The organism is Calothrix sp. 336/3 (assembly GCF_000734895.2).
Taxonomy (GTDB): domain Bacteria; phylum Cyanobacteriota; class Cyanobacteriia; order Cyanobacteriales; family Nostocaceae; genus 336-3.
In genome coordinates this window covers 3,655,539-3,668,265 of the sequence record NZ_CP011382.1, presented here as the reverse complement: position 1 = coordinate 3,668,265, position 12,727 = coordinate 3,655,539, and the positions used below count along the sequence as shown (strand labels likewise).

10 protein-coding genes are annotated in these 12,727 nt (G+C 40.4%); 6 read left to right on the top strand and 4 right to left on the bottom strand.

Annotated features, from left to right (window positions below; genetic code table 11):
* Positions 1-137: 137 nt before the first annotated feature.
* Entirely contained in the window at positions 138-1,472 is a 1,335-nt protein-coding gene (locus IJ00_RS15400; protein ID WP_035154369.1) for an ABC transporter substrate-binding protein, read from the top strand.
* Positions 1,473-1,764: 292 nt separating this feature from the next.
* Here the strand turns inward: IJ00_RS15400 and IJ00_RS15395 are convergent, their stop codons facing one another.
* Positions 1,765-2,484 (bottom strand): hypothetical protein, encoded by a 720-nt coding sequence (locus IJ00_RS15395; protein ID WP_035154368.1) that lies wholly within the window; start codon positions 2,482-2,484, stop codon positions 1,765-1,767.
* Between the two features lie 1,122 nt (positions 2,485-3,606).
* Between IJ00_RS15395 and IJ00_RS15390 the strand changes: the two genes are divergently transcribed.
* Positions 3,607-4,401 carry a WecB/TagA/CpsF family glycosyltransferase gene (locus IJ00_RS15390; protein WP_035154367.1) on the top strand — a complete coding sequence of 265 codons (795 nt, stop codon included), beginning with the start codon at positions 3,607-3,609 and terminating at the stop codon, positions 4,399-4,401.
* A 177-nt stretch (positions 4,402-4,578) separates the two neighbouring features.
* Here the strand turns inward: IJ00_RS15390 and hemB are convergent, their stop codons facing one another.
* Positions 4,579-5,559: a porphobilinogen synthase gene (gene hemB, locus IJ00_RS15385; protein ID WP_035154365.1), complete on the bottom strand. Its 981-nt coding sequence runs from the start codon at positions 5,557-5,559 to the stop codon at positions 4,579-4,581.
* 434 nt (positions 5,560-5,993) lie between these two features.
* Here hemB and IJ00_RS29100 point away from each other — a divergent pair, with 434 nt between their 5' ends.
* Positions 5,994-6,233, top strand: coding sequence for a hypothetical protein (locus IJ00_RS29100; RefSeq protein WP_168163392.1), 240 nt, complete (start codon positions 5,994-5,996; stop codon positions 6,231-6,233).
* On the opposite strand, the gene IJ00_RS15380 is transcribed toward IJ00_RS29100, so the two are convergent.
* Positions 6,138-6,479: a DUF4870 domain-containing protein gene (locus IJ00_RS15380; RefSeq protein WP_035154364.1), complete on the bottom strand. Its 342-nt coding sequence runs from the start codon at positions 6,477-6,479 to the stop codon at positions 6,138-6,140. The genes IJ00_RS29100 and IJ00_RS15380 overlap by 96 nt on opposite strands.
* Before the next feature lie 141 nt (positions 6,480-6,620).
* On the opposite strand from IJ00_RS15380, the gene prfC reads away from it, so the two are divergent.
* From prfC to IJ00_RS15365, 3 genes are all read left to right on the top strand, one after another.
* Positions 6,621-8,246, top strand: coding sequence for a peptide chain release factor 3 (gene prfC, locus IJ00_RS15375; RefSeq protein WP_035154362.1), 1,626 nt, complete (start codon positions 6,621-6,623; stop codon positions 8,244-8,246).
* Positions 8,247-8,341: 95 nt separating this feature from the next.
* The gene (locus tag IJ00_RS15370) at positions 8,342-10,510 is read left to right on the top strand and encodes a zinc metalloprotease HtpX (protein WP_035154360.1); all 2,169 of its coding nucleotides are present in this window, start codon (positions 8,342-8,344) and stop codon (positions 10,508-10,510) included.
* A 642-nt stretch (positions 10,511-11,152) separates the two neighbouring features.
* Positions 11,153-11,638: an RNA-binding protein gene (locus IJ00_RS15365; protein WP_035154359.1), complete on the top strand. Its 486-nt coding sequence runs from the start codon at positions 11,153-11,155 to the stop codon at positions 11,636-11,638.
* Between the two features lie 133 nt (positions 11,639-11,771).
* On the opposite strand, the gene IJ00_RS15360 is transcribed toward IJ00_RS15365, so the two are convergent.
* On the bottom strand, positions 11,772-12,161 hold the full coding sequence (locus IJ00_RS15360; protein ID WP_035154357.1) for a hypothetical protein: 390 nt from the start codon (positions 12,159-12,161) through the stop codon (positions 11,772-11,774).
* Positions 12,162-12,727: the final 566 nt, after the last annotated feature.

The window sequence follows — 12,727 nt, the reverse complement described above, 5'->3', positions numbered from 1 at the left end:
TTACATAAATTTGTATTTGGGTATTTTCTTCAACTCCGTATAGGGATGATATTATTTATCCTTTAAAGCCATCACAGATGAGATAATCCATTTCATCTCAATCTGGTGTCAGGAATTTTTGAGGAGTGAAGGAAATTATGGCAAAAACAAACACCGCGATCGCCCTCGCGTTGGTAACCATGGCAACGGGCTTTTTGGCTGCTGCCTGCGAAGAAACAACACAGACGAATAATAATACAGCAACAACCTCACCTGCTGCTAACAGCACACCTGCCCCTAGCGATGCCAAAGGACTAAAAATTGGTAGCTTACTACCATCAACGGGAGATCTAGCTTCTGTTGGTCAACAAATGGTCGGTTCTGTTCCCCTACTAGTTGAGAACGTTAATGCTTGTGGTGGTGTGAATGGTGAAAAAGTTACTTTAACAGAAGTAGACGATCAAACTGACCCCAAAGCTGGAGCTGCCGGGATGACAAAATTAGCTACCCTGGATAAAGTAGCTGGGGTGGTGGGTTCCTTCGCGAGCAGTGTATCTAGCGCGGCAATTTCCATCGCCGTACCCAACAAAGTCATGCTAGTCTCCCCTGGTAGTACCAGTCCCAAATTTACCGAACAAGCACAAAAAGGCGAATTTAAAAAGAATAACCCTAATAATTTTTGGGCAAGAACCGCACCTCCAGATACTTACCAAGCGCTGGCTTTAGCTCAATTAGCCAAGAAAAAAGGTTTCAAGCGGGTTTCCACTGTCGTAATTAACAATGATTATGGTGTGGGCTTTGAAAAAGCCTTTGTCTCTGCCTTTGAAAAACTGGGTGGAACTATTATTAATAAGGATAAGCCAGTACGTTACGACCCCAAGGCGCAAACTTTTGATACTGAAGCTTCAGCAGCTTTCGCAGGTAAACCAGAAGCTGTAATTGCCGTATTATATGCGGAAACTGGCAGCTTATTCTTGAAATCAGCTTACACCCAAGGTTTAACCAAAGGTGTACAAATTATGCTCACCGATGGTGTGAAATCTCCTAGTTTCCCAGAACAAGTAGGTAAGGGAAGTGATGGGAAATACATTATCACTGGGGCGATCGGTACTGTACCCGGTTCTAATGGTAAAGCTTTAGAAGCATTTAACAAGCTATGGAAAGAAAAGAAACCAGGTACAACCCCTGGTGAGTATTCACCCCAAGCATGGGATGCTGCGGCACTTCTAACCCTGGCAGCTCAAGCAGCAAAAGAAAATACTGGGGTCGGGATTGCTAGTAAAATTCGAGAAGTTGCAAATGCTCCAGGGACGGAAGTCAGTGACGTTTGTGAAGGATTGAAGCTACTTAAAGAAGGTAAAGATATCGATTATCAAGGGGCAAGCGGTAACGTTGATGTCGATGAAAATGGTGATGTAGTTGGCGTTTATGATGTTTGGACTGTAGGGGATGATGGCAAAATCAAGGTGATTGATCAAGTTAGCCCGAAATAAGTCATAAGTAATAAGTAACGAGTAATGAGACCGAAGAAAAAGGTTTAAAGCCTCTCTCTTTTAGGAAGAAAAGTTCAAAATCGCATTCTTTTGATTCTATTTTTTGGCAAGAGTGGCGATATATAGCGTTTCCCAATCAGATGAAATACAACCCCACCCGCCCTATCGGGCACCCTCCCCGATTTCGGGGAGGGTTGGGGAGGAGTTCTTACATACCTCACTAGAATGAGAAACGATATAAAACTTATTACTTATTACTTATTACTTAAGACCGCAACTGTCAACTGAACTATTAAAAGCCAGAGAAGTTATAGCCAATACCGATCGCCAAACCCACATCTGTCTTATCAAAGAATGCTGCATTGACTGCTGCGGTGGCTGTAAATTGAGAATTCAGAGGTACATCAATACCACCTGACACCAGGAAGGCTACTTGTGAATCATCTCCTGTTTTCAGTGCAGCACCAGCACCGATGTAAGGGGCGATCGGTAGTGGTTCAGAAAATGGATCGTTGACAGATTGGAAATTAAAGTCATAGCTGACAGGTAGTAAAAATACTGTATCGTCACCAAAAACGACGGAGGGACGTACAGAAATACTTCGTGTTAAACCAATTTTACTCAGAACCATAAAGTTCCCATCACCTAAAGCCGAATCCCCACCTAAACCGATATTACCGGCAACACCGAGATAGCTAGAACCACCACGGGTTGAACGCCCAGGATTTATTTCTGCTTGTGCAACTTGATTTGGATTGGTGACTGAGGGAAATTCTTTCACTGAATTTTCTTGTCGCAAATTGGCTGAAGAGGTAGTAACTGTTCCAGGAACAGGGATTTGAGTATTTTTACTAGCATTTTCCACAGAAACTACATTTACCTGAGATGGATTTTCATCTCCCAGTGGAGTCTCAGTAGTTTGTGCTACAGCAGTTAAATCAGCACTGAGAACGGCAACAGCAGCTAAACCGAGGCAGTAAGAGAGTTTTTTAGAAAGAATAATAGTATTCACATTCACTCCTGAAAGAATATTCTGTCAATAGATAGAAAGTTTGTCGTTTTTTTGCGACATTCAACATTTAACACCAAAAAAAACCTTTCTACATCTTCACATAGCAATGCATTGTAAACATTTGCTACCGACTTTTTTGGCAAACTTATCTGGAAAAAGACAGATGACATGATGAGGAAATATTCTTGCTTAAAGATATATACCAAGCATCTATGGAAAATGCCATCGACAAGGAGTATTAACCCACTCAATCAGCCGTCTCTAGGAAGCACTGGAGACAGGAGGGAAAGTTAAACGATATTTGAGAATGGATTCATATATTAAATCTATCTAGGAATTAATAGATTTTCCGATGACAACAAAAAGCATATTTACTTATCTTTAAAGTACATTGTCGTACTAGTACTTGATTTTTTATACGAATAATAGTAGAAAAGGGTGAATTTTGATGTCTGGAAAAGACGAGATAAATCTATCCAAAGGGAGATAAGAAGCGAGTTTCCGTCTTTGGCGATCGCCTTTTTTTAGCTTGACTTTATGGTATAAAAATAAATTCAAACAAAAACTATAAGAAATCTTAATAAATATCTGTATCGATATAGATAATTCACATAATTTTCATACAGAAAGTAGTATTGGCTGTATATATGCTGAGTTGTTGAATGATTTTAGTAAAAAATACATAAAGTCTATATTCTACAAGATTCATTTATGGTAAATTACCTGTGTGGATTTTACCCAGCGTATTTTATTTGGTGAGATAAAAATTTGCAGGCACGAAGCACATTTTGCAACTGCAAAGCTATTTTCTTGCGAAATTTATACGTAATAGTATTGATTTTTTAAAGGATGAAATCTATAATTTTTGCCATTGTTAATCAGTGTGAAGTTCATCTTATTTCCTTGAGGAATCATACAGAAAATTGATTAGTATACTCAACAGCCTCACTAGTATCTGTGTGATTTGAATTGTCTTTGTTATCTAAAGAATAATTTAATTTTTGCTTTTCAATATTTGAAATGAATAACATACAAATATTTGTTGTTGTTCTTTATTCTTTTTAGATACGTTTAGTCAATATTATCAATTATCAACGTATTTTCAGGCTATTTAGCACTACCATGGGAAAAGTCAGAATTTTAAACTTAGATATTGACAATTTGTCACTAACGGAGCTTTTGGCAAAGTTGGAAACAGGTATGATATTTACGCCTAATGTCGATCATCTAATTAAGCTTCAAAGTGATTCAGAATTTTTACAAGCTTACAATACTTGTGATTATAAGCTTTGTGATAGTCAGTTAATCTTATATGCTGCCAAGTTTTTAGGGACACCTTTTCAAGAAAAAATATCTGGTTCTGATTTATTTCCAGCTTTTTATCAATATCATCAGAAAAATCATGATATTAGAATTTTTCTTTTAGGCGCCGCGCAAGGAATTGCCCTGACAGCACAAAACAAAATTAATCAAAAAGTTGGTAGAGATATAATAGTCGCCTCCTATTCTCCACCCTTTGGTTTTGAAAATAACTTCCAAGAATGTCAAAAAATCATCAACATGATTAATCGCTCAAAAGCAACAGTTTTAGTCATCGGAGTAGGCGCTCCTAAGCAAGAAAAGTGGCTGGCTAAATATAAGGATTTACTTCCAGGGATTAAGATATTTATGGCTTTAGGAGCAACCATTGATTTTGAAGCAGGAAATATTCAAAGAGCGCCAAAATGGATGAGTCAGGTAGGGTTAGAATGGCTATTTAGACTCCTATGTGAGCCAAAAAGATTGTGGCGAAGATATTTAGTTGAAGATACTGCCTTTTTCTCACTAATTCTCAAGCAGAAAATCAAGAATTATATGAGGAAAAAACATAGATATTCTACTCAGTATTGGCAACTATTTCAGAAGATGTGGAACTAGTAATCAAGCCAAGCGAGTAATGGGTAATGAGTTGTGAGTGATAGGGTATGGCGATCGCCAAGCAAGATAAAAAATCAGGCGATCGCTTTTAAGCGGAGCGTAGCTCTATCGCTCTTGAGCGGAGCGTAGCTCTATCGCTTTTAAGCGGAGCGTAGCTCTATCGCTCTATAGACAAGACTACCCTAACCACCGTGCCGCATCTTTCGCATGGTAGGTTAATATCAAGTCAGCGCCAGAACGTTTAAAACTAGTCAGAGTTTCCATCACAACTCGCTGCTCATCAATCCAACCGTTCAAAGCAGCAGCCTTCACCATAGAATATTCACCAGAAACATTGTAGGCAGCCACTGGTAAATTGGAAGCTTCTTTCACACGCCAAATAATATCCATATATGCCAAGGCAGGTTTTACCATGAGCATATCTGCTCCTTCGGCAACATCTAGCTGAATTTCTTTGATTGCTTCCCGTGCATTCCCTGGATCCATTTGATAGGTGCGGCGATCGCCAAACTGGGGTGTTGACTCTGCGGCATCTCGAAACGGACCATAATAGGCAGAAGCATACTTGGCAGCATAGGACATAATCGGTATATCCTGGAAGCCCGCAGCATCCAATGCACCCCGAATTCCCTGCACAAAACCATCCATCATTCCGGATGGAGCAATAATATCAGCCCCTGCTTGAGCTTGAGATACGGCTGTTTTCTTCAATAATTCCAAGGTTGGATCATTTAACACCCTACCTGTCAAATCACCAACTTGCAAATAACCACAATGCCCATGGCTGGTATATTCGCACAGACAAGTATCATTAATAACAATTAATTCCGGAACGGCTGCTTTTACTGCGGCTGTGGCTTTTTGCACAATACCACAATCATGCCAAGCACCAGTTGCGTCATCATCCTTCTCAGTCGGAATACCAAATAAAATAATGGCGGGTATTCCTAAGTCATAAACTTCCTTTGCTTCTTCAACAATTTTATCAATGGAGAGCTGATAAACTCCTGGCATAGACTTAACTTCCTTAGCAATTCCCGTACCAGGTACGGCAAATAAAGGGTAAATTAAATCACTAGTTGTTAACACAGTTTCACGTACCATTCGACGTAATTGAGGATGGGTACGCAGACGACGAGGGCGATGGGTAGGAAACATAAATTTTTATCAATTACAAAAATGGACAAAAAACAAAGCGTCACAAGTTAGGGGGAAAACCTAACCAGGGTCAGACAGACTACAAGCAGCGCTTAACTGTCTTCTTCTGCCCTGCTGCCTAATGATGCTGTAGGGCAATTTTGTATTTTACAGACTGGTTGTCACCCGAATTCGAGATGCAAGAAATCAAGTTATAACCATCATCACACGTAATCTTGCATCCCCATCCCTGGAAAAAAAAGAATTAGAATCATAGCCAGAATTCAGCTTTGACAAGTGATGGTGCTGAGTGATTACTTGTATCAAAGAATTAAGTAGTAATCAGTTATCGGCACATAACGAATAACTATCCCTGATTTCCTGTTCACTACTGGCTAATTTCATGTCGAGAGCAAAGCTTATCCCAGAGAAAAAGCAGTAAATAAGAACTCTTGATGATGGGGATGCTGCTTGTCACCAAGTTGATGGTAAATCCATCTGAATCACAACTATGGTGTCAGCAACGACTGACTAACTTTCGACTAGAACACAATAACTACTTAACCTTGATTGCCCCAAATCATCACAGAGAATGGCAATTACAGCAAGCGGAAAATAAACGGGTAGCGAAATGGTTTGTCAGTATCACTCAAAACATGGAAAAGCGCCCAGATTGTCAAACCCCAATGCAGTAATACACCAAGTCCTGCTAAGGGAAATAACAAACCGAAACTCAACCAAATGAGTATGCCAATAATAATTCCATAAAACCAGACATTCAGGTGAAAATTTATAGCTTCTTTAGCATTCTCTTTGACAACAGAATCATTCGTTACAAACAGAATAAAAATGGGGATGCCAATAGATACAAATGTGGTGCTGAAAAAAATTGCCCCATGGCAGATTGCAGATAATAGCTTACGCTTATCCGGGTCGTACATCATCATCTCCCATTGGATGAATTATTGACGTTATTGACTATAATACGACCCTATCATGGGCATCCTTGTCTTAAGATTAAAAGACTTACCAAAATTGGCAAAATTTAAGTTAGGTTAAGCAACGAACAAATAAATTGCATTATGTCAATTGAACTAGAGTCGGAAATTTCTCAGGCAGTGGAGCGTCGGCGAAACTTTGCAATTATCTCTCACCCAGATGCAGGTAAAACCACGCTGACAGAAAAGTTACTTTTGTACGGAGGGGCAATTCACGAAGCTGGGGCAGTTAAAGCCCGACGGGCACAACGTAAAGCCACATCTGACTGGATGGCAATGGAGCAACAACGGGGTATTTCTATTACCTCAACAGTATTGCAGTTTGCCTATCAAGCTTGCCAAATTAACTTATTAGATACGCCTGGGCACCAAGATTTCAGTGAAGATACTTACCGGACTCTAGCTGCTGCCGACAATGCAGTCATGTTAATTGACGTAGCCAAGGGTTTGGAACCACAAACACGGAAACTGTTTGAGGTGTGTAAGCTGCGAGGTATCCCGATTTTCACCTTTGTGAATAAACTGGATCGTCCGGGAAGGGAACCCCTGGAGCTTTTGGATGAAATTGAGCAGGAATTAGGTTTACAAACCTATGCGGTGAATTGGCCCATTGGGATGGGCGATCGCTTTAAAGGCGTGTACGATCGCCAAGAGGAACAAATTCACCTGTTTGAACGCAGCGCTCACGGTAGTAAGGAAGCTGTAGATACGGTAGTTAATTTGGGTGATGCACAAATAGAAGAACTACTAGAACAGGATTTATATTTTCAGCTGAAAAATGACCTAGAATTGCTCGAAGGTGTGGGACCGGAGCTAGATTTAGAGTTAGTGCATCAAGGTAAAATGACACCCGTGTTTTTCGGTAGTGCCATGACTAACTTCGGGGTGGAATTATTCCTGAAGTATTTCTTGGCATATGCTCTCAAACCAGGTGTTCACAGCAGTAGTGTGGGAGAAGTCGCCCCAACTTACCCAGAGTTTTCCGGATTTGTGTTTAAATTACAAGCCAATATGGATCCGAAGCACCGCGATCGCGTGGCATTTATTCGCGTCTGTACGGGTAAGTTTGAAAAAGACATGACAGTTAACCACGCCCGTACAGGTAAAAGTGTACGTTTATCCCGTCCCCAAAAACTCTTTGCCCAGGAGCGAGAATCCATCGATGTTGCCTATGCAGGGGATGTGATTGGTTTGAATAACCCCGGAGTCTTTGCCATTGGCGATACAATTTATACTGGTCAAAAATTGGAATATGAGGGTATTCCTTACTTTTCTCCAGAATTATTTGCCGTTCTTCGCAACCCGAACCCTTCCAAATTCAAGCAATTTCAGAAAGGAGTCTCGGAACTGCGGGAAGAAGGAGCCGTGCAAATTATGTACTCCGTAGATGAGGCAAAGCGCGACCCCATTTTGGCAGCTGTAGGTCAATTACAATTTGAAGTAGTACAGTTTCGCCTGCAAAATGAGTATGGTGTGGAGACTATATTGGATTTATTACCCTACAGTGTGGCGCGATGGGTAGCAGGTGGCTGGGAAGCAGTAGAAAAAGTCGGACGCTTGTTTAATACAACTACTGTCAAAGATAATTTGGGAAGACCAGTACTATTGTTCCGTAATGAATGGAACTGTCAGCAACTGGAGTCCGATCATCCAGAGTTAAAATTAACCGCGATCGCTCCCGTCGGTTCATCTGTTGCACAAGAAGGATAATTTTGAATTTTGAATTGGTATTACCCATCCCCCATTCCCTGTTAACTGATTTACAAATCTGGGTACTTTAAGAGAGATTGGAGGGTGCAATACCTATGTCTTCAAATCTTGAACCATCCTTAGCAGCAGGAATTGCCGCTCTTAAACAGGGTGATTATCAAACAGCGCGAAATATCCTGGAAGCAGTGGTGTTAAAGGGTGAAGCCACTAGTCAAGCAAAAATTGGCTTAGTGGTTGCCTATTCCCGCAGTGGGGAGATAGCAAAGGCGATCGCCCTCTCCCAAGAACTCGCAGCAAGTACCGATTCTCAAGTTAAACAGTGGGGAGAACGTTCTCTCAAACAATTAAGAAAGCGTCAAAATCAGGATGGGGCAATAGCAAAAGCTGCCACAGGGTTTGTTCCCTTGCCAGAATCGAGGGTTCCTTCTGCCTCTGATAACTCTGATTTAGAAATTCCCCCGGAAACTACACAACCTCAATCTGCTTCTGATAATTCTGATTTAGAAATTACCTCGGAAACCACACAACCTCAATCTATCCATTGGCGCAATTCTGGCAGGGCAAAAGTCTGGCAACCCTTGTCAAAGAAAGGAATTATTTGGTTACACCTATTGACAATCGCCACGTTTATTGCCCTATTTTGGGTGATGCGAACACTTGTCATGGGGATGATGGGTAGTATTAATTATCTCTTGGTGAAGTTACCCTTTGTCGAAGCAATTCCCCTATTTTCTGAAAATCCTAGCTCCCTAATTTGGGTATTTTTATTTCTATTAACTACTTTTTCTCCTTGGTTATTGGAGAGGTGGTTCATCAAATTTTATGGACAACGTACCCTAGACAAGGAAACCCTGACTACCCATAGCAAAGAATCTGTGAGGGTTCTCCAACGATATTCTCAACAACGAGGGTGGCAGTTTCCCAAATTGGCTGTTTTACCGCTTCCAGTTCCCCTTGCCATTACCTATGGACATTTACCCCGTTATGCTCGCATCGTCGTTAGTCAGGGGCTATTAGAGCAACTTACAGAGGAAGAAATTGCCACTATCTATGCCACCCAACTAGGGCATATTGCCAACAGAGATGTGGTTGTTATGTCCTTGTTGTTAGTAATTACCATACCAATTTATCGCTTATACCTAGCTGTTTGTGATTGGGGCGATCGCACCTCGGCTAAAGTTTGGCGATCGCTACTAGGTGTACTTGGTAGTTTAATTTATTTAGTTTGGTGTGTATTTACAGGTACTAGTATTTGGCTATCCCAACTGCGCTTGTACTATGGCGATCGCGTCGGAGCTGATACCACAGGCAACCCTAACGCCCTAGCCCGTGCTTTACTCAAAATCAGCATCGGGATTGCTGAGGATATTCAACGTCAAGAACAAATCCCTTGGCAGCTAGAAACCCTAAATATTCTCAATTCAGTAGGCTACCAGCAAAGTCTCACCCTGGGGAGTATCATCCCCCATACCACCTTTGAATCCTATCTTTCCTGGGACTATCTCAACCACTATCGTTGGTGGTTAGTATTTAATAATACCCATCCTTTAATGGGCGATCGCCTGCATCGGCTCTCAAAAATTGCTCGGAATTGGCATCATGAGCCAGAAATCTATCTAGGGAAATCACAGCCGACACAAAATATTACATCATCTTTTTTGCTACAAGTATTTCCTCTTTTAGGCATACCCTGTGGCATCCTGTTTGCTATCTTAATTTGGTGCGGGTGGAACTTTGCCTTTGCTATCAAAATCCTCAACCTGAAATGGATTTACGATAATTGGTCTTTCATGAATGGCTGTGTTTTAATTGGCTTCAGTATTGGTATTTTGCTTCGCATCAATCACTTTTTCCCGGAAATTTTACCAGAGCAAAGCCAAAAGGCAGAACTTTTACCCACTCTCCTATCCCATCCCCTAGCCTTACCCATTGATAGTACAAAAGTTTCTATTAACGGTAAGCTTCTTGGTCGTCGTGGTACTGCTAATTATTTAGCACAAGACTTAATTATCCAATCAAATACAGGTTTAACTAAGCTGCATCATATTTCCTGGCTAGGACAAGCTGTCAACCCCCAAGACTTAATTGGTAGACAAGTTACAGTTACAGGTTGGTTACGACGGGGAGCCACACCATGGATTGACATCCAGCAAGTAAAAATACAAAGTGGCAAAATCGTCAATAGTCCCCATGCCCTATGGTCTACAATTGTGGCGATCGCTGCCCAAGCTTGGGGAGCCTATATTCTGTTGAGGGGATTTTAGGAACTACAGCAGACAAAAGATAGAGACAGAAAATAATACCACCTTGCTTTTTCTTCCCCATGACCAAAACAGCAAATGTAAAGAAAAGTTGCAAAATATATCAAAAACTGTTACTTTTATTTACATAAAAACTGCAACCGAAATGACTTAGCAGCAAAATCTAGGTCTTGGGGTTCGGCTGCTTGCGCTAATCAATCCCCTTTTTTCTCCCAACACAGCAGCGTTTGACCAGCCAATGGCTGGTTTTTGTTTCCTTATGTGTCAATTTTTGGAAAAAATATCTTTCATGTTACGATACGTTAAAGCCAGAACTGGAAATGTCTTTCCTGAACTAGCTACATGGGAAATACCGTGATATCGTAAGAAATGGTGTTGATTCTTCCGGAAAAAGGTATTGAAGACGTTTCCTGTGGCAAGCAGTAAGTAGTAAAATTCAGAATCCATAGCATAAATGGTGTTATTGGCGTTTATACGCTGTATTGAAAAAGCTTAATCCTGGTGAAAAACTGTATTGTATACATTGGCATTTTGTCATAACCAAAATAATTTACAGCAGCCTTGGTCAATAGCATCTATCAAAAGCCAAAGCCAAGCTACTGTTTTTTGCCTGGAAGTTTTCAGTCAACCCATGGAGGTATATTCATGTCTGTTCGCCTTTACATAGGCAATTTGCCCAAAGAAGAAATAGATCGTCAAGAACTGCAAGCTGTATTTGCAGATGAAGGCGATGCTGTCACAACTAAACTGATCAAAGACCGTAAAACCGGAAAATGCCGGGGATTTGGTTTTATTACGGTTAACAGTGATGAACAAGCAGACCAGATTATTGAAAAATATAATGGTCAGATGTTCAAAGAATCTGCCATCAAAATAGAGAAAGCATTGCCCAGAACTAAAGGTGAAGAAGGCGAAGAGCAGCAAGCACCGAAAGTTGTTAGCAGTCCGACTCCAGGTGGTGGAAATCGTGAAGGTAGCCGCAAAGAAAAAGGTCAGAAAAAAGCTCGTCGCGGCAGCAGTGTGAAGGAAACTTCTTCCTCTGGCGATGGTGATGCTATTCGTCCAGATCCACGCTGGGCTTCTGAACTTGAAAAGTTAAAGCAAATGTTGGCAGCTCAAGCAACCAACTAAATGCTTTGGGGAAAGACAGATTAAAAATTAAAAATCGACATGAGCTGATTTTTAATTTTTAATTGTTTCCCAACACCTTTACCAAGAATTTTGGTACAGGGAAAAATAGTGATTATCAAATCATGTTAATTTTTCAGATTAATGGTATTTGTAACCATGTCTGTAAGTGCGATCGCAACTCTTGGGTGAACTGCTGCCTATCACTGAACTTTTCCGTTCGTATGGGTTTACGTTCTGTATCCAATGTCCAACCATAGTCACTAGCTAGGCGAAGTTTATCTTGCCAGTCAGAGACAGACACTACCAACCCAGGTGCAGGACTGTTATCTATATCTTGCACAGAGAATACATAATTAAAAGTATTCTGTTTTCCTGGAGCCACAGTAGAAGGTTGACCACATTTTTCCCAGAGTAGCGATCGCACTTGTGCTACTAAACCAGGCGTTTCTATATCTTCTAATGTCCGAACTGCCAGGGTAAGAGCGAAATAAAAATCTTCAACAGGAACAAATTCCAACTTCATAGAATACACAAGCTGTCAGAGATCGACAGAAAAAAGCTTGGACAAAAAATAATTGTGTCACAATTCATTCCTCTCCATCACAGCAACATCAACATAGGGAGGAATGAACAGAAAAATATCTCGCCTCTGAACCAACTCGCAAAATCACACTAGAGCAAATAAGTCCTGTCATCACAAAATACTTATCGTTTTCATCACTAAATGCTTATACACCTATAATCATATTCAGCAATATTTATTATTCAGTATAAATACGATAAGTATTTCAGTAGTATATACAACATGCTTTTTTGTACAGATATTTGACCATGCTTCGACTTTAAGTAATGATTACCATAGACTTGAGTCAATGCAATCTATCTTTAGTACAATAAATCCGCAGGTCGTCAATGCTATCAAATAAATACATAGAAATATATCTATAAGCAGGATAAATATAAATACACAGTCAATAAGAGTATTTCTCCTAGTAGATGTATAAAAATCTTACACATATTAAATTAAAATAAATATTACTTAAACTTTTCCCCATGATTGAGGTCAATGATCTGGTAAAAAATACTGCC